The 18,792-nt window shown below is 30.8% G+C and carries 17 protein-coding genes and 1 pseudogene; 12 read left to right on the top strand and 6 right to left on the bottom strand.

Annotation, left to right across the window (positions count from 1 at the left end):
- Positions 1–80: 80 nt before the first annotated feature.
- From EL082_RS11805 to EL082_RS11795, 3 genes and pseudogenes are all read left to right on the top strand, one after another.
- Positions 81–1,211, top strand: coding sequence for an efflux RND transporter periplasmic adaptor subunit (locus EL082_RS11805; protein ID WP_103286104.1), 1,131 nt, complete (start codon positions 81–83; stop codon positions 1,209–1,211).
- A pseudogene (locus EL082_RS11800) lies at positions 1,208–1,893 on the top strand (ABC transporter ATP-binding protein). The gene EL082_RS11805 and the pseudogene EL082_RS11800 overlap by 4 nt, the downstream one beginning before the upstream one ends.
- The gene (locus tag EL082_RS11795; RefSeq protein WP_002466377.1) at positions 1,886–3,088 is read left to right on the top strand and encodes an ABC transporter permease; all 1,203 of its coding nucleotides are present in this window, start codon (positions 1,886–1,888) and stop codon (positions 3,086–3,088) included. Before EL082_RS11800 ends, EL082_RS11795 begins: the two are co-directional and overlap by 8 nt.
- A 780-nt stretch (positions 3,089–3,868) precedes the next feature.
- Here the strand turns inward: EL082_RS11795 and EL082_RS11790 are convergent.
- On the bottom strand, positions 3,869–4,408 hold the full coding sequence (locus tag EL082_RS11790; RefSeq protein ID WP_103286105.1) for a hypothetical protein: 540 nt from the start codon (positions 4,406–4,408) through the stop codon (positions 3,869–3,871).
- Positions 4,409–4,925: 517 nt separating this feature from the next.
- Between EL082_RS11790 and EL082_RS11785 the strand changes: the two genes are divergently transcribed.
- From EL082_RS11785 to EL082_RS11760, 6 genes are all read left to right on the top strand, one after another.
- Positions 4,926–5,873 carry a hypothetical protein gene (locus EL082_RS11785; protein ID WP_103286106.1) on the top strand — a complete coding sequence of 316 codons (948 nt, stop codon included), beginning with the start codon at positions 4,926–4,928 and terminating at the stop codon, positions 5,871–5,873.
- A 665-nt stretch (positions 5,874–6,538) separates the two neighbouring features.
- Complete coding sequence (gene isaB / locus EL082_RS11780; protein ID WP_180991087.1) at positions 6,539–6,979, top strand: immunodominant staphylococcal antigen IsaB family protein; 441 nt, start codon at positions 6,539–6,541, stop codon at positions 6,977–6,979.
- A 151-nt stretch (positions 6,980–7,130) separates the two neighbouring features.
- Positions 7,131–8,378 carry an aminoacyltransferase gene (locus EL082_RS11775; RefSeq protein ID WP_050969334.1) on the top strand — a complete coding sequence of 416 codons (1,248 nt, stop codon included), beginning with the start codon at positions 7,131–7,133 and terminating at the stop codon, positions 8,376–8,378.
- A gap of 26 nt (positions 8,379–8,404) precedes the next feature.
- Positions 8,405–9,205 (top strand): CPBP family intramembrane glutamic endopeptidase, encoded by an 801-nt coding sequence (locus tag EL082_RS11770; RefSeq protein WP_103286107.1) that lies wholly within the window; start codon positions 8,405–8,407, stop codon positions 9,203–9,205.
- A gap of 358 nt (positions 9,206–9,563) precedes the next feature.
- On the top strand, positions 9,564–10,592 hold the full coding sequence (locus tag EL082_RS11765) for a DJ-1/PfpI family protein (RefSeq protein ID WP_103286108.1): 1,029 nt from the start codon (positions 9,564–9,566) through the stop codon (positions 10,590–10,592).
- A gap of 136 nt (positions 10,593–10,728) precedes the next feature.
- The gene (locus tag EL082_RS11760; protein ID WP_103286109.1) at positions 10,729–11,331 is read left to right on the top strand and encodes a short chain dehydrogenase; all 603 of its coding nucleotides are present in this window, start codon (positions 10,729–10,731) and stop codon (positions 11,329–11,331) included.
- Between the two features lie 146 nt (positions 11,332–11,477).
- Here the strand turns inward: EL082_RS11760 and EL082_RS11755 are convergent, their stop codons facing one another.
- Positions 11,478–11,813 (bottom strand): antibiotic biosynthesis monooxygenase family protein, encoded by a 336-nt coding sequence (locus EL082_RS11755; RefSeq protein ID WP_002466328.1) that lies wholly within the window; start codon positions 11,811–11,813, stop codon positions 11,478–11,480.
- A 185-nt stretch (positions 11,814–11,998) separates the two neighbouring features.
- Here EL082_RS11755 and EL082_RS11750 point away from each other — a divergent pair, with 185 nt between their 5' ends.
- Positions 11,999–12,706 (top strand): SDR family NAD(P)-dependent oxidoreductase, encoded by a 708-nt coding sequence (locus EL082_RS11750; protein ID WP_103286110.1) that lies wholly within the window; start codon positions 11,999–12,001, stop codon positions 12,704–12,706.
- A gap of 31 nt (positions 12,707–12,737) precedes the next feature.
- Here EL082_RS11750 and EL082_RS11745 read toward each other — a convergent pair whose 3' ends face one another.
- Entirely contained in the window at positions 12,738–12,950 is a 213-nt protein-coding gene (locus EL082_RS11745) for a hypothetical protein (protein ID WP_103286111.1), read from the bottom strand.
- 214 nt (positions 12,951–13,164) lie between these two features.
- Between EL082_RS11745 and lip the strand changes: the two genes are divergently transcribed.
- Positions 13,165–15,231 (top strand): YSIRK-targeted triacylglycerol lipase, encoded by a 2,067-nt coding sequence (gene lip, locus EL082_RS11740; protein ID WP_103286112.1) that lies wholly within the window; start codon positions 13,165–13,167, stop codon positions 15,229–15,231.
- 46 nt (positions 15,232–15,277) lie between these two features.
- On the opposite strand, the gene EL082_RS11735 is transcribed toward lip, so the two are convergent.
- From EL082_RS11735 to EL082_RS11725, 3 genes are read right to left on the bottom strand one after another with little or no spacing between them, the layout of a single operon-like run.
- Entirely contained in the window at positions 15,278–15,466 is a 189-nt protein-coding gene (locus EL082_RS11735; RefSeq protein ID WP_002451605.1) for a VraH family peptide resistance protein, read from the bottom strand.
- 37 nt (positions 15,467–15,503) lie between these two features.
- Positions 15,504–17,384 (bottom strand): FtsX-like permease family protein, encoded by a 1,881-nt coding sequence (locus EL082_RS11730; protein WP_103286113.1) that lies wholly within the window; start codon positions 17,382–17,384, stop codon positions 15,504–15,506.
- Positions 17,374–18,132: an ABC transporter ATP-binding protein gene (locus EL082_RS11725; RefSeq protein ID WP_002466310.1), complete on the bottom strand. Its 759-nt coding sequence runs from the start codon at positions 18,130–18,132 to the stop codon at positions 17,374–17,376. Before EL082_RS11725 ends, EL082_RS11730 begins: the two co-directional genes overlap by 11 nt.
- A gap of 268 nt (positions 18,133–18,400) precedes the next feature.
- Here EL082_RS11725 and EL082_RS11720 point away from each other — a divergent pair, with 268 nt between their 5' ends.
- Positions 18,401–18,781 carry a hypothetical protein gene (locus tag EL082_RS11720; RefSeq protein ID WP_103286114.1) on the top strand — a complete coding sequence of 127 codons (381 nt, stop codon included), beginning with the start codon at positions 18,401–18,403 and terminating at the stop codon, positions 18,779–18,781.
- Positions 18,782–18,792: the final 11 nt, after the last annotated feature.

Below are 18,792 nucleotides of genomic sequence, written 5' to 3'. Positions count from 1 at the left end.
AAATCTCCTTAAATTAAATATATATAATAATTAAAGTATGTTATCATGCAAAATATAATACATTTTAAGGAGCATAGGACATGAAGAAAAACATATTATGGAGTATTATCGGCGTGGCAATCATTCTACTTCTAGTTATTGCAGCGTTCATCGTGAAACAGACAACAGGCTCTGGTAATAAAGATAGTAAAGGTTACGATACATATACAGTTAAGAAAGAAACACCGATTAGTCTAGAGGGTAAGGCATCTCCGAAATCGGTCAAAACATATAACAACAATAGTCAAATTGGCACATTCCAGAGTCCAGCCGTTGATGACGGTCAAAAGGTCAAACAAGGGGATCGTCTCCTAAGTTATGATACGAACAATAGTAAGCGTCAACAACTCGCAAACAAAGTGGATCAAGCGCAAAACCAAGTGAATGATGATTATCAAAAAATCAATCAAAGTCCTAACAATAATGAGCTTCAATCTAAACTGACACAAGATCAAAGTTCACTTAACGAAGCCCAACAACAACTGGCACAACATGACAAACAAATGAACGATAGTATTTATGCGGCATTTGATGGTAAAGTCAATATTAAAAACGGCGAAGAGGCTGGCGACGGGCAACCTGTCTTACAGCTTATTTCAGACAATCCTCAAATCAAATCAACTGTCACGGAGTTTGATGTTGAGAAAATCAAAGAAGGTGACAAAGTTGATGTTACAGTTAATAGTAATGGCAAAAAAGGTAAAGGTAAGATCCTTAAAATAGATGAATTACCAACCAGTTATGATGATAGCGCTAGTGGTGAAGCAAGTGGTGCACAAGCAAGTGCAGGTAGCCAAGGTGACGAAGGTCAAGATGGTGGTAGTGCCGCACAAGCTTCAAATCCAACGGTAAATAATCCGTCTGGTGGCAAAGAAGGCGATACATCTAAATACAATGTCATTATTGGTGATTTAGATATTCCAGTACGTTCAGGGTTCTCAATGGACGCGAAAATTCCATTAAAATCTTTAAAACTACCTAACGATGTTTTAACAAAAGATAACGATGTCTTTGTATTAGATAAAAATAATAAAGTTCACAAACGTGATATTAAAATCGACCGCAACAATGGCCAAATTATTGTGAAAAAAGGACTTAAAGCTGGTGATAAAGTCATTAAAAATCCTAAAGGTAATTTAAATGATGGAGAAAAAGTTGAGGTGTCATCATGATTGAATTGAAAAAAATCAATCGACATTTCAAAAATGGAGACGAAACGAATCATATTTTAAAAGATATTGATATTCATATTGATGAAGGTGAATTTATCGCCATTATGGGGCCATCAGGGTCAGGTAAAAGTACATTAATTAATATTCTAGGATTTATTGACCGTGGTTATGAAGGCGATTACCTTTTTAACGGTGACAATTATAAAAAAGCATCAGATAATCGTCTGGCAACGATACGAAATCATACGGTAGGATTTGTGTTTCAAAACTTTAAATTAATTTAAAATAATACCATTCTTGAAAATGTCAGTATTCCACTTATTTATAATGGAATGAGTAGTAAAGACCGTAAAGCCAAAGTGTTAAAAGGATTGGAAGATGTTGGTCTACATCAGAAGGAAGACTTACTTCCTAATAAATTATCAGGTGGACAACAACAACGTGTCGCGATTGCGAGAGCCATTATTAACGACCTAAATTTATCATTGCCGATGAGCCAACAGGGGCATTAGATTCGAAAACATCAAAAGATATTATGGATTTGTTTGTGTCGTTAAATAAAGAAAAAGGAACAACTATGATCATGGTAACGCACGATCGTGAGGTAGCGAAGAAAGCTGATCGTATTATTCATATTTTAGATGGTCGTGTGAAAGAGGAAGAGGTGCTGACGCATGAATAATTTTTCTAATATTTTATCCGTCGCCTTTCGCTCTATTTTAAAAAATAAACGTCGTAATATCTTTACGATGATTGGTATTATTATCGGTATAGCGGCCGTGATCACGATTATGGCCTTAGGTAATGGTTTTAAAAAAACAACAACAGAACAGTTTGACGATGCCGGTGCAGGTAAAAATCAGGCATCGATATCGTATATGACACAAGACATGAGCGCACCGAAAGACAATCCATTTAAACAAGAAGATATTAGCGTTGTAGAACAAGTTAAGGGTGTCAAAAGTGCAAAAATTAAAGAAAGCGAAGATAGTACATACTCTGCCAAAGTAACGAATACACATGGTAGTGGTGAAATCAGTTTAAAAAAGGCTTCTCATGTGTCAGGGGTCGATGAAGGCCATGGTTTTACGAAAGATGATAACGATACACAGGAAAAGGTCGTTGTGATTGATAGTAAAGTGGCGAAAAAGGTATTCCACAATGCGAAAGCAGCTGTTGGCAAATCCATTTATATTAATGGTGAAGGATTTAAAGTGGTTGGTGTTGGTGATGCAAGTGGTCAAGACGCGAGTGGTATGCCACTTGAATCCGTGGTCCAAATGCCAACTAAAACAGCGAATCACTATATGAGCAACTTATCTCAAGGTACGCCACAACTATTAGTAACTGTTAATGATGGTGAAAATAAGAAAGATGTGGGTAAAAAAGTTGAAAAAGAGCTGAATAAAAAAGGGACAGGCGTATCTGATGGCCAATATAGTTTTGCGGATAATGAAGATATGATGAAAGGTATTGGCAAAGTATTAGATATGATCACCTACTTCGTCGCAGCTGTGGCGGGTATCTCATTATTTATTGCCGGAATCGGTGTTATGAATGTGATGTATATTTCTGTAACCGAACGGACAGAGGAAATTGCGATACGACGTGCCTTTGGTGCCAAAGGTCGAGATATCGAAATCCAGTTCTTAGTAGAAAGTGTTGTGTTGTGTCTACTCGGTGGTATTATCGGACTGATACTCGGTATTATTATTGCCACACTTGTCGACTTAGCAACACCAGATATGGTTAAGAGTTCCGTCAGTCTCGGGTCAGTCATCTTAGCAGTGGGCGTATCCACATTAATTGGTATCGTCTTCGGTTGGATCCCAGCTAGAGCAGCTTCTAAAAAAGAATTAATTGATATTATTAAATAGTTAAAATCATAAAGCACTCGTACCAATTGAAGTACGAGTGCTTTTTATCATTATTAAGATATTAATACAATTTTATTTATTTGAAGTTATCCAATTCAGTATATAAACTCAAAAACCTTTATGAGTAATAGACAATAATACATGTTTAATTAATTTTAATTTTTACGTATGCTTGATTCAAAGTTTCAAGATTTTGATAAACAATACCTGACTTTAACATCTCATTTTCATTTCTAAGTCGTTCTTATTTTTTCTATTTAGCTTTTATTTAAAGGTAAATGATTATTTTGTTTAACTTTTGTATATTCCATATTCAATTTAGAAAGACATCTTATTTGCTTATAAAATGAAAGTACCTTCCTCATGAAATTCACACTGTCTCTACCCCTAAGCTAATATAATAGGATTGACAAGTATAAAATAGGTTATTATTTCTCAATAAGACAATTTATTTTCTGTCCAATCCTTGAAATAGATTTTTGAAATTTCCATAATAGAACTTATTTGCATTATTTTATACAATTTATTTGGACAAAATCCTAAACATAGGTCATCCCATATTTAAATCATATCAATGTAGAGATAGGCTATATTTGTTAGTCAAAATTTTGAGGTTCAAATTAATATCGATTATATATTTTATTATATTAATGTTTAAGTGTATTAATATTACAATCCTATAGTTTAAAAAAAGCACAATTATCATTTTTCAGTGCAATATGTGATTAAATATTCATATATTTGTAATTCAACACTTTTGAACTTTGTTTGTGGTTTTATCTAATATGTTCGAAATGCATCGTGACTTAAAATTAAACCATTATCAATTTCATCTTTCAAATCATTAACTGATGATAATGATTGTAAATGACTTAAACTCATACCTACTGTCCAGCCTATTAAGTTGATTTTGACATCATTATTTGACATTGTCACTTTAAAACCTTCAATACTTGAACTTGAATTTCCTGGTACTAATTCACTCTCATTACGTTGCAATTCGTCGGCAATACGACTTGAATTTTGAATTAGACTATTGATCCTGTCATAGATATCGATTGCTTCATACCCTGTAGATGTTTTCAAACGTTGTTCTTCAAAAGTTAAGGTTTCATGATATTTTAATGCGTGTATAATCATTTTATCAACAGCCTCAGTACTATCAATAGATGTTTCTTCTTGATAGCTTTGATAATCTTGATATGAGTGTGTATTTGTATATTCAAATCCAAACATCTTTTTAATTTTACTTTTCAACATTCTATAAAAGATATAAAACATTATAATTACAATTATCCAACATATGATGGTTGCTAGCATTGTTATTCTCCCTTAATATTATTTTCTTTCAATTATCCTGCAATTAATTGAATTTTTAAAGTGATTATTTAAACATAAGGAATAATGTTACATTTGACATTGTATATTGCCATTTTTTATTAGATTAAGTAAGTAATCATTAAATATTTCAAAACTATTTAGTGATTTATTTCAATTACTTAAACATGATTTCAAATATAATTCGATAAAATTGCAAACAGTAAATGGATGTTGTATTAAAATAACTATCGAAATAATTATTTTACTTTACTCTTAGACATATCACATTCTATTATTATATACCAATATAATAAAAAAATTACAACTAAAAATCATAAAAATATTGTTTATTAGTATTTAATTTGTTATTATTTATTTAGTTTTTAATAATTTGATAAGCTTTTTATAATTGTCTAGATATGGACTTTTATTAAGAAGAGTTCATACTAAATGTATAGACTAATGGTCGGCATAATAGCTCACGTTATGCCGGCCATTTATTGAAGGAGATAGCTTTATGAAAAAAATAATTTCTTTTATTCTTAAATTTATATTTATAGGGTTTTCACTTTTTTATGCCCTTATTTCATTCTTATTTTATATCATTGGTTCCGAAAGTATATCTGGAGAAGTTTATAGAGATAAGTCTCATTTAATTGGTGGTATTATAGCACTAATTTTCGCTTTCATAATTTTTCCTATAGGTATTAATTTGATTTTGAATATTGGGAAGTCTCGTCAAAGAGTGAAACGTTTATTATGTATATTGACACGTAAAGAATATGTAACTAGTGAAGAATTGATAAATGGAATTAGTTTTGATGAAATGGGGACCTTAGAAAAGGCTGATTGTTTAGTATACAAAGCATATATGAAACCAATGAGTATGATTGTTGGCTCTCTTTTCTTTTTTATATTTTTGGTAGTGCCTATTCATCATTTATTTAGTAGTGGTTTAGAGTTGAGTTATATTATTTCGCAAACTGTTTTATTTTTAATATTTCAACTTCCAATAGTTATAATATTAATTGTGTTAAATGTGCGTTTTTATCCTTGGGTAAAAATGTGGGCAATGAATATAGAAACTTTAAATAAAATTTTTCCAACGAGTGAAGGAATGACTAAATCGTTCCTTAGTAGTGCTAAATCTATTAAAGAAAAATATGATTACACTCCGATGGACAAATACATTCGTATTACATCTAGAAATAATAGAAATATGTATGAATTATCTAGACACTATAGAAATGATTCTAAAAAATTTGAAGCTCAAAAAGAAGCCTCATTACAAATTATTTTTTATACTCAAATTCGAAATGCTATTTGTTTAGGACTTTGGCTTTTTTCTTTTATTCTTGGATGGTTTGTTTTACCTAAACTTGTTAGTAAAATTAAAACGTCTCAAGATGTTAAAGTAATTAAGCATTTTTATCCTAAAAAGACATTGGAAAATGTGCAAAAGTAAAAAATATAAATTGAGAGTTTTGGTTTATTTATTATTAGTCGATTTAGATTAAGAAAAATATTTATTGATATTTTTACCGATAAGAGAAAAGAAAAACACCTAAAAATACCATTGGAATTAATAACAAAAAAGGTGTAAAAAGCTGATTATGTAAAACTTATACTGGCAAAGTAGCTAAATGACAAAAGTAATAATTAAACAAAGAAGATAGAAACTTTAACATTTATGTATCACTTATCACCTCATTGGTTAATTTTAACATAGGTCTATGTATCAATGTTTTATTAATATTTTGAAATAGTTTTATATCAAAATGGTTCTCGTTCATGTAATGACTGGTTATTAGATTCATTACACTTATTACATTTTTGAGCGACTTAAAACTTTAATATGTATTGTATAAATAACTAACTTAATTACTTTCGGTTCATGATTATTTACTGTTATGAATATAATGTCATTATTTTGTTTATAATAATAAGATTTAAAGCGACTTTACAATAAACAAGATTATACAAATAATAAAATTTGTAATAATTTGTAATATTCTGTAATATATTGTAATATTACTTTAGAAAGACATTTAACTATTAAAGGAGTGTTAATAATGAATACTTTATCAAAGAGTTTGTTAACAGGTACTTTAGCAGTTGGGGTGGCTTTGGGTGTTGGCGTTGAGGATCTTTCACATCAATGAAGCTCATGCGGCTACGCAACCATATTATAACTATCATGGTTATACATCATCACAAAGTGATTTTATTTTAGATAAAAATTTTATTAATGCCATTAAAAATGACAATTTCACAATTAATGGATATAAAATTACTGAAAACAGTAAAGGTAATGATAATGATACAATTGAAAAATTTGATCAACAATTTTATTTACCTAGCAAAGGGAAAGCGGATGGTGTGTGGTTCCAATTAAAACCGGGTGTAGTTTCTAAAGCTGAATTAGTGAAAACTTATGGTAAGCCCTTAAATAAGCTATCTGGAACAGCCCATGGAAATGAATATTTATATCAATTTAATGAAAAACAATTACGCTTTTTAGAGAATAATGGTTATATTACTGAAGTCGGTATCCATAACGGAAAAAGTTAAGTGATAAAATAAAATTTTATATGGAATTCATTTTTTACAATTTTACTAGCCTATTTATAGCAAAGTTGAGAAAAATTGAGTAATCGCAAACGGTTGGTGAGACAGGTCATCAGCCGTTTATTTTATATAAAGTGAATAAGGGGATTAAATTATGTATTTTACGCAACTAACAGAGACAGAATATGACAATTTTATTCAAAATAATAAGGTCCATTTTACTCAATGTATTGATCAATTTAAATATAGAAAAACAAATAGCGAAGAAGCACACTTAGTTGGTGTCAAAAATAATGAAAATGAGGTCATAGCAGCTTGTTTATTAACGGAATCTAGAGCGTTAAAATTTTTTAAGTATTTTTATTCTCAAAAAGGCCCGATATTAGATTTTAATCATCTTGAATTAGTAAAATGCTTCTTTAAAGGCTTAACAACATATCTACAAAAAAAACGAGCACTATTTGCTTCTATAGATCCGTATATTTTAGAAAATGTTCGGAATACTGCAGGAGATATTGTGACACCGATTAATAATAAAGAATTAATTCATACATTACATCAATTAGGTTATCAGCACCAAGGTTTAACGATTGGCTATTCTCAAAAGAGTCAAATTAGATGGCTATCTGTACTAGATATGGAAGGACAAAAAGAAGAAGATGTCTTAAAAAATATGGAATATAAAACCAGGCGTCATGTTCAACATGCGATTGAAATGGGTGTTAAGACAATAACGTTAGACATATCAGAAATTGATCGCTTTTATCAATTATTTAAAATGGCTGAAGAACGACATCATTTTAAATATAGGGCAAATCCATATCAATTTTTTAAAGAAGTACTGTTAATGTATCCGAATGAGGCAATGATTAAGCTTTCATATATTAATTTAGATGATTATAAAAATCAATTAATTAAAAAATCATCTGAAATAGCTAAAGATATAGAAAACACAAAAGATAAGTTAAGTGAGCATCCTAATTCTAAAAAGAGTAAGAACAAGTTAAAACAGTTAGAACAGCAATGGAATAGTAACGAAAAGAAAATTACAGAAACACAAGACATCATTCAAACAGATGGACATGTAATTGATTTAGCAGCAGCCTTATATATAGCTACAAAAGATGAAGTTTATTATTTATCCAGTGGTTCAAATCCACATTACTATCAATATAAAGGTGCGTATGCTTTGCAATGGCATATGATTAAGTTTGCTTTAAAACATGAGATTCCTAAATATAATTTTTATGGTATTACTGGAGATTTTAGCAAGACAGCAGATGATTTAGGCGTACAACAGTTTAAAAAAGGATTCGGAACCCACATTGAAGAATTAATTGGAGATTTCATTAAGCCTATCCACCCATTATTGTATAAAGTTTTCCGATTGTTAAATGAATAATATGATGAAAAAAGGTGGTATTTAATATGACTAATCATGATGAAATGAATGAACAACATAAGGAAAATCAGAATGAAGATTTATCAAAAAATCAAAGCGATGTTTTACCGAAAGGAAATATAGCATTAAATATCCTCATTTTTATAGGTTGGATGATTCTAGCGCAATTACCTATTATTATCATACTTACGATTACAAATTTATCGGTTAAAATGGACACTTTGAAAGCTACAATGTCCACCGTCTTATATCTCATTGTTGTATCAGTAGTGGTTTGGTTAATTAGACGGTACTATAGACGGCATACTTATGAACATACGGGCAAATTTACGACGAAAGATATTGGTATTAATATAGGGTGGGCAGTCTTACTTCGTATTATTGTCTATGCATTTTTGTTCCTTTTATACAAAGTCACAGGGTCTGCTCAAACAAGTAACGATAAGCTATTGTTTGGTGATATGAATCAACAAGCAACAAATGCAAGCCAACTTGCACAAGTATTTCCTTTTATCATTTTTGTAATTACCATCAGTTTTATTGCACCATATCTTGAAGAACTTATATATCGAGGTATATTCAAAGAGACTTTATTTAAAAAGGCTTCATTTTGGTTACCGTTCATTATTTCTTCAATCGTTTTTGGTTCACAACATGGTATTAATAATATCATTTCATTTATTATGTATACATCAATGGGTATGGTATTTTATCTTGCCTACTCACGTAGAGACAATATCAAAGACAGTATGATGGTTCATATGGTTCATAATAGTATTATTGGAATAGCTATTTTAGTGGGGTATTTATCTATAATGTTCAAATGATATTAAAAAAAGAGTAATGAATTAAAAAAGAATGGATCCTTATCAAACGTCATCTAAGGAGAAATCAGTATTAAGTTATAAACCAACAAATCAAGGACCCGGCGTGATATTTAGTATAAAAAATAATAAAGTGACAAATATAAATATTACACATAGTGGTATTGGATTTTAAATAATAAATGTTATAAAAAAATAGAAATTTGAATGATATAGGCCATCAAATGGTATTAGTTAAAGCCATTTGATGGCTTTTAACTTTTTAAGATTTGTTTAATTGAGGTCATTATAATAGTAAATGCAAATTAATATCGGTTAGTATGAAATATGCATTGATAAATAGATTTGAGGAGAGATAGAGATGAAAGTTCAGATTTTATTATTTGATGAGGTAGATATTTTAGATGTAATGGCACCATATGAGGTATTATTAGCTGCCACTGAATATACGGATGAAACGATAGATGTGAGATTTGTGAGTATCGATGAAAGACGAACATTTAAAAACGGTATTAGTAATTATGAATTACAAGCTGAAACAACACTCGATACTCAAACAACTGGATTAGTCTTAATACCAGGGGCTTCTGGTTCAATAAATATGGAAAGTGAGACCTCTATACCATTTAAATTGAATAAAATAGCAAATCAAGGTGTGACAGATAAAATTAAAGAGGTCCATCGTAACCCGAATATGACAATTGCTAGTGTATGTGGTGGTGGCGTATTATTAGCCATGGCAGATATTATTAAGGACAGACATGTTACAGCACACTTTATGGGACTAGATTTGCTTGAAGGGGCTGGTGCACATGTAGTTAATGCACGTGTAGTAGATGATGGCGACATTGTTTCAGGTGCAGGTGTAACGTCAGGATTAGATTTAGCATTTTATTTAGTTGAAAGAGAATTAGGACCACAAATCGCTTACGAAATTGAACGTTTGTTTCAATATGAAAAACGTGGCACGGTGTGGAAAAATGTCGGGCAGGCACCTAAGTTATCTGTAGATCAATCTACGGCAACAGAAGAAGATGTTAGTGGTCAAGCTCAACAAATTGATGGAGAAGAAGCGGATTATCATCATTTACTTGGCTATTGGAATGTAACTATTAAGACGCCAATCGCAGAATTAAATATTAAATATCATTTCTATGAAAAAGACCAACAAATATATGGAATTGCTATTGATCAAAGTGATAAAGATAATATTTCTGAACTTAACAATATTCAAATCAATCAAAATAATGTCACTTGGCAACAAAGTGTAAAAAAACCAATGAAACTCAACTTAAAATTTAATGTTTCTCTAGATAGTACCAAAATGAAAGGTAACGCTAAAATGGGATTTGTCTCTTCGAAATTAGAAGGACAAAAAATTAATAAATAATATAATCGAAGCAGATGATGAATAAATGGTGGATTATTTGCTTTTTCAGACCTTATAATTGAGCGTCTTACTTTAATTAAATATTGCGTGTGATACTGTGATTCATGAAAACGTTAAAATATACAGGAGGTATCTCATGAAGGTTATTGTTATTGATGCAAGTGGAACTATTGGTAGTAAAGTAGCAGAAAAACTAAAAGAAAATCATCATGAAGTGATTGAAGTAGGAAGTCAATCTGGTGACTATCAGTTGGATATTACGTCTCCAGAACAAATCGAAAAAATGTATAAAGATATTGATAATATTGATGCAGTTGTCAGTGCAACAGGCGGTGCTACATTCAAAGCGTTGTCTGAGATTAGCTTAGAAGAAAATAATGTAGCGATTCAAAGTAAGTTATTGGGCCAAATCAATTTAGTATTAATTGGTCAACATTATTTAAATGAAAATGGCAGTTTTACGTTAACATCAGGTATTATGATGGACGATCCTATAAAACTAGGATCTTCAGCAGCAATGGCTAATGGCGGTATCGCAGGTTTTGTGACTTCAGCTGCTGTAGAATTAAATCATGGATTAAGAATTAATAATGTTAGTCCTAATGTAGTTGAAGAAGCATTAGATAAGTATGGAGAATTCTTTAAAGGATATACAGCAGTACCTGCCGATAAAATAGCTAATGCATTTATTAAAAGTGTAGAAGGTGCACAAACAGGGCAAACGTATAGAGTGTATTGATAGTTTATACCTTATCTGAAAAATGATGAGATTAATTTATTGATATTACTATTAAAAGAAAAAATTAGACAAAAAGGCGACCTCTATATTAAATCCATAGAAATCACCTTTTTATGTCAGTTAGAAAATTTTATTGTTAAAATGAGTTATTTTTCAGTTTCGCTAGAATATACAATGTGTGTGTCTATACGTTGAGGAATATCTGCTAATAATTCCATAATCTCATTTGTTTCGTCTTCAGTACTAGGTTTAGAGTAGTGATTGTCTTTAGCTTCATCACTTCTGAAAAATTCAAAGGCTAATAAAACATCATTATCTTCATCTGAACGACATAAAACCCAATCAGTAGGATCATCGATGCCCAATTCTTCTAAATGTTTAGCTTTTAAACATAAATCGAACAATTCTTGACCTCTACCTTCCTTAGCTTTCATTTTAATAACAACACCAGGTTGGTTATAAAATAGTCTTTTATCTTCCATAATTATTACCTCCTTTTTTAGCATTTTAGCAATTACTAATGAGAGAACCTAATAAATTGATTTATTTCAATTAATTACTTTAATCACCAATTGTAAATTTATGAATAAAAGGAAATAATGTGATTTAAAAGTATCAATATTGTATAGTGGGATTAACAATAAGACATATTAATAGGAGTATATATATGAGACAAAAAGTATTAATAACTGGCGCAAATAAGGGGATTGGTTTTGAAACGGCAAAACAACTAGGTGACAAAGGTTGGACGATATTATTAGGTGCACGTAATGAAGAAAGAGGTCGTGCTGCCGTTAAGACACTCGAAAATAAAGGTATAACAGCTGAATGGATACAAATTGATTTAAATAATATTGATACCATACATGCAGCCGCTGATTATATAGCAACACAACATTCTGATTTGAAAGCATTGATTAATAATGCGGGTATTTCAGGCAATATGAACGCATCACCACTGGATGTTGAACTTGATGAATTAAGGGAACTGGCAGAGGTCAATTTCTTTGGTAATTTCGAAATGATTAAGACATTTACACCTATTTTAGCTAAAAATCACGGAAGAATATTAAATTTAACGATACCTTTGAATCCTAATAGCTTTTTCCATCCATTTAGTTATATTGCAACTAAATCTCCATTAAATTCGATGATTAAATTATTCGGTAGACATTTTAAGAAAAATAAAATACCGGTTGAAATATTTGGTGTAATGCCCGGAGGTATTACGACAGACCTGAATAATCATCAAAAAGGATTTTTAATGCGTTCAGTAAATGAAGGCGCACAATCCATAGTGAAAGTATTAACAGACAAACATAATCATAATGGTAAAATTTTATTAAGATTGATGCCATTTAAAATATTCAAATAAAGGGACACCATCATATCGGTGCCCCTTTTTATTAATTAATAATGACATATGAAAGACCTGTTAAAGTAAGGGTCAATACAGTAGTTAAAATAACGATTGTTAAGATTTTTTCTTTAAACGATACAAGTTTCAATCCAATAAATACAGTTAAGGTAAAGAAAAATAAACTTGCTATTAAATAGAAGATAAAAAGTATAAATATAAAACCACTAGGATTATTGAATAACTCTTGATATTGATCCATGAAAGGAACTCCTTAAATTAGAAAGATATTTTCAATATAACAAACATAACCATTAGTTATCTAATTTATCAATCTATATAGTATAAAATTAATAAAAAACTTTACCAAAATGTAAATAAAAAATTAAAGATGTTTAAGGATTATATGATAAAATTAATTAACAGTTATTTTTTTGAATCTATAAGTGAGGGAAATACTTATAGAGGTGATTTTTTTGAAAAATAATAATTCTAAAAGACAGTTTAGTATTCGAAAATTTACAATAGGTGTTGTATCAATTGTAGCTGGTATTACATTTTTTGTTTCAGAACATGACGTTCAAGCTGCTGAGCAACAATCCTCCCACTTATCACAAGAATCAGTTCTTTCTCACTCAAAGCCTTCCGACCAAGATGCTAATGTGTTTTCAAAAGAATCGGAAATCGACAAAAATATTAATAAAGTAGACGACGCGCAGTCTTATTCTCAACAAAATGAGCAACAATCCTCAAAAGCCGAAAATAAGGAAATAGAGAATTCAACACAAGCAGAACAAGTTGAAAAACAGGAACAACCTGCTTCTAATCAGACGGCTAATCACTCTTCAAAAGAGCCCTCCATTAATAATCAGGAAAGTCATAACAAACAGCAACCTAGTGATGACAAAACACCTAATACCGAACCAGAAAAAATTGAAAAAGTAGATAATCATAAGCGTATTCAAGATCAGTATCAAGATAAAAACAAGAAGGTTGATAATAAACAATCTAACAATTCGCAATTAAACCAAAAAGAACATCCTAATTCATCAAATAATAAACAACAAAAGCAACGTCTAGATGTTAAACCACAAAAAGATAACCAACAATTACAATCTCGAAATGATGTAAAAGAAAAATTAGATAACCAGCCAATTGAGCAAAAAGATACCAAGCAGCAAAGTAACAATAAAAGTAAAGACAACACAACTTCTGTAAAGTCACACAGCCAACAACATAAACCGCATTCATTAAAGACCCAATCCCATTCAACTCCAGGTCAAAAAGTTAACACAAATATTTCTACTAAACCAACACAACAACAAACTACAAATCAGAATATTAAACCTAAAAATACAGATGAAGCTACTATCAAAAGTAATCAATATAAAAACAAATATCCGGTAGTGCTAGTACATGGATTTTTAGGGTTAGTGGGTGACAATGCACCAGCTTTGTATCCTAATTATTGGGGTGGTACGAAATTCCCAGTTAAGAAACGATTAGAGAAACTAGGTTATGACGTGCATGAAGCGAGTGTCGGTGCTTTTAGTAGTAACTATGACCGCGCTGTAGAACTGTATCATTATATTAAAGGTGGAAAAGTAGATTATGGTGCAGCACATGCTGCTAAAACAGGACATGATAGATATGGTAAATTTTATCAAGGGATTATGCCAGATTGGCAGCCAGGTAAAAAGATTCATTTAATAGGTCATAGTATGGGCGGTCAAACGATACGTCTGCTTGAGCATTTTTTAAGACATGGTAATCAAGAAGAAATAGATTATCAAAAAGCACATGGTGGTGAGATTTCTCCTTTATTTACAGGTGGGAAAGATAATATGATTTCATCAATCACAACTTTAGCGACACCACATAATGGCACACCAGCTGCAGATAAACTTGGTAATACTGATTTTGTAAAAGGTGTATTTAATAGAATAGGTCGCTTAAGTGGAAATAAATATTCTCATATTGATCTCGGATTTTCACAATGGGGATTCAAACAACGTCCAGATGAAAGTTATATTGATTATGTGAAACGCGTTGCGAATAGTAAGATTTGGAAGACTCAAGATAGTGCAGTCTATGATTTAACGACTGAAGGTTCAGAGAAGCTAAATCAGATGACGTCACTTAATCCTAATATTGTATATACATCTTATACGGGATTAGATACACATACGGGACCATTAGGTAATGAAAATCCTAATATTAGACAATTTTTCTTATTTGATTTAACAAGTAGGTTAATTGGTAGAGATGATAATGTAAATGTAAGAAAAAATGACGGTATTGTGCCAGTGTCATCTTCATTATTCCCTACAAATCAAGCCGCTAAGACGGTAGGGATGACTTCCCCAACTACAGATAAAGGTATTTGGCAGGTCAAACCAGTGATGAATGGTTGGGATCATTTAGATTTTGTGGGATTAGATGCAACAGATTATAAACGTATAGGTGAAGAATTAAGTCAATTTTATTTAGGAATTATCAATAATTTAATTAGAATTGAAGACATAGATGGTATAAAACATTAAAAAAATAGTGTGTGCTCAATATTGGGCACACACTGTTCTACTTTATTTATTGTTTTTCATCACGACGTTTTAAGACATAGGCGCCACCTAGTAATCCAATTGGGATACCGGCTATCGGTGTTAAAGCGCTACTTAATACAATAACGATTAACGTTAACATAATAACGTTGAATACATTGACGTTTAAATTTTTCAAATCCTCGTATGATTGTTTAATTAAATCTTTAAATTTCATGATAAATCTCTCCTTATGTTTTTTATTTAAATAATGACTAAATTGCTTTTTTAATAACTCGACTAGAATGTAAGAATCCTATTAGTGCGAATGCAAAGTAGACAATCGTGTACACAATCATCACGATAATGATAGTAGTGTATGACACGTTTCCCATTAATTTCATAAAAGCAATTGCAGCAAATAAAGCATGTAATAATGCGATAATGAGTGGTAGGCCAAAGTTGAAAATGATTTTTAAAGTTAGCCCTTTTAACATGTCACGATGAGTAAAGCCTATGCGATTTAATATACGGAAATGATCAATTTCATCTTCAGTTTCATCTATCTGTTTAATATAAATAATACAACCCGCAGCAATTAAAAATGATAAACCGAGGAATGATGTAACAAATACTAAAATACCATTGGTCGCATCTAAGTCCTTTTTAATTTCATTTTGTGATTGAATATTAGGATCAATTGACCTTGCAATGTGTGTGGCTTGTTTCATATCTTGATGATGGTCAAGACTAATACCGTATATATTGTGTGTGATATCAACTGTCTTTAATTTATTAAATTCGGCACGACTGACTTCAATAGCTGGCATATTAGATGTGAGATCAAGTGGCAGTATTTTATTTTTATCCTCTTTAGTCACTTTAAAAGTTTGTTGTTGCTTACCTTTTACAGTTACCGTTTGATTAATATGAATCTCCATAATACCAGGTGTATTTTTCGTATTTGTAATAATTGCGTCAGTACCCTTCAGATTGTCGTTTGGTACAAGCACGTTTTGTATTGCCATACTTTTACTATCATTTTTTAATGTCAAAACCTTATCTTTTACTGATTTAGGAGATATGGATTCATACGTTTTGGTATGATAGTTGATATGATTTTTCTCTAATTGTTTTTTAAATAATTGAGCTTGCTTTTCAGTTGATAAGTTAAAATCTTGAGGTGCTATAGATTTAAAAGTATTGTTACTATTTTCTTGTGTAATTGTAGCGAAACAAAGTACAGAAACGGTAACAGCAGAAATAACTGCAATAATAGTTAGAGACATCGCATTTTTCTTCATTCTATGCATTATTGAAGCGGTGAATACGACATCTGTAATAGTGACATGGCCATGTTTAAAGTGTTTAATTGATTTAAAAATCAGTGACACAGTACTTCGGAAAAATAAATAAGCACCTACGACAGTTAGAAATAATATAATAAACGGTGATGTCATAGATAATGTTAATTGTTTAAAAGTACCGAACATTTCTGTAGCCATGTAATAACCTAAAACAATCATCGCAATACCTAACAATCCGCTAATTACTTCTAAAAAGGTAATTTTAACTTTAGTGGCCTCAGTCTGACGGCGGTCTTTCATTAAAGCTAAAATACTACGCTTTTTTAAGAATATATAGCTTTGGAATAAGATAAGTGTAAAAGCAATGATTAATAGCAATAATGTTAAAGATAAAGCCATAGGTTCGAAACCAATAGTCAATTTGATTGTTAAATGCATTAATTTTGATGCGATATACAATAAAAGTTGAGAACCAAATATGCCTATCATCACACCTAGTACACCAGTGATTAGAAATATTGTTAGTTGTTCAATACATAGCATTCTTAAAATATTACTACGTGTTAAGCCTATAAGTTGAAATAAGGCAAACTCTTGTGTACGCCTTTTAATAAATAAATGATTCGCGTACATCAAGAAAATCACGATAATGATAAATAGAAATACTGACCCCACAGAGGCGCCTTTTTTAATAATTGCCAAAGCATTGTTATTATTAATACTGTGTGTGAATTGCAAAGTGGTAAAGCTAAAATACAAGATGATACTTAAAAGCAATGAAAATAAATAAATACCATAATGTTTGATATTCATTCGCAAATTTTTAAGTGTGATTTGATTAAATGACATGAGTCACACCACCTAAAGAAGATTGAAGTTGAATGATATTTTCATAAAAGGCTTGTTTACTATCTTCTCCTTGGTTAATTTCAGAATGAATATTGCCATCTTTTAACATAATGACACGCTTTGCAAAGCTAGCTGCAACTGGATCATGTGTGACCATTATGATAGTGGATTGAAATTTTCGATTCATTTCTTCAAGACGATTTAATAAATCTTGTGCACTTTTAGAGTCTAGCGCACCAGTAGGTTCATCGGCGAAAATGATTTTAGGTTGATGTACGAATGCACGTGCAGCTGCAGTACGTTGTTGTTGACCACCAGATATTTCATTTGGATATTTTTGGCTTAAATCATAAATGCCTAACGCATCAGTAACCTCTTTATAATGTTGCTCCATTTCCTTCTTACTATGTTGTTGAACAGATAAAGGCAACATAATATTTTCCTTAACTGTTAACGTTGGTAGAACACTATAATCTTGAAAGATAAAGCCTAATGACGTCTTGCGAAATTGTGCAAGTTGTTTATTTTTTAATTGAGTTATATTGTGACCGTCAACAATCACAGAACCACTCGAAATAGTATCAATTGAACTTAAGACATTTAGAAGGGTTGTTTTACCGGATCCTGATGGCCCCATAATGGCAATAAATTCACCCTTTTCAACTGAAAAATTAATATCTTTAAGTGCTTGATATTGCTTCTTCTTGCCATAAATTTTTGATAATTGATTGACCTGTAAGATTGACATGTTATCACTCCTTATTTGCTTATATCTTTATTTTAGAAGTGATCTGTCATTCTAGCCTTTATCTAATCTTACAAATCATCGCCCTAAACTTACAGCTTTGAAAGGTTAAAGTGGTTGATGGGAATCATTTGTGATATTCAAAAATACGTATAAAAAATTAGAATTAATCATTTAATTTTTGTAAATGTAATTGAAATATTTAATTAAGTTATGTAATCATATAATTAATTGGTTTTACATATTTATAATTTGAAAGGAGTATCTGTTCATGAAAAAGATTTTGTTATTATTGAGCACATGTTTATTATGTTTAACTTTAGCTGGTTGTGGAGGTAATGGTGAACAAAAAGAGCCTTCCAAAGAAAGTAAAAAATCTGATAAATATGAATACGAATACTACGAAGTATTAAATGATGGTGATGAAGATACGCCAAATGTTGAAATCAAATATAAAGATAGTAAAGGGAAATCCCATTTGGAAAAAACAACTTTAGATCATGTTTACGAACATATCTTAAGTGATGGCAATAAGAAACCATATATGATTAAAGATGGTAAAAAGATTCATGTTTATCGTCCACCATATATGATGTACGGCGATGATGAAACAGAAGGTAAAGCAGTATCTAAGGATGAAGTATCTAAATAAATAGAGGTGAG

It is taken from the genome of Staphylococcus warneri (assembly GCF_900636385.1).
Lineage (GTDB): Bacteria > Bacillota > Bacilli > Staphylococcales > Staphylococcaceae > Staphylococcus > Staphylococcus warneri.
The sequence above is the reverse complement of the archived record's forward strand: the minus strand, read 5'-3'. Positions and strand labels throughout refer to the sequence as shown.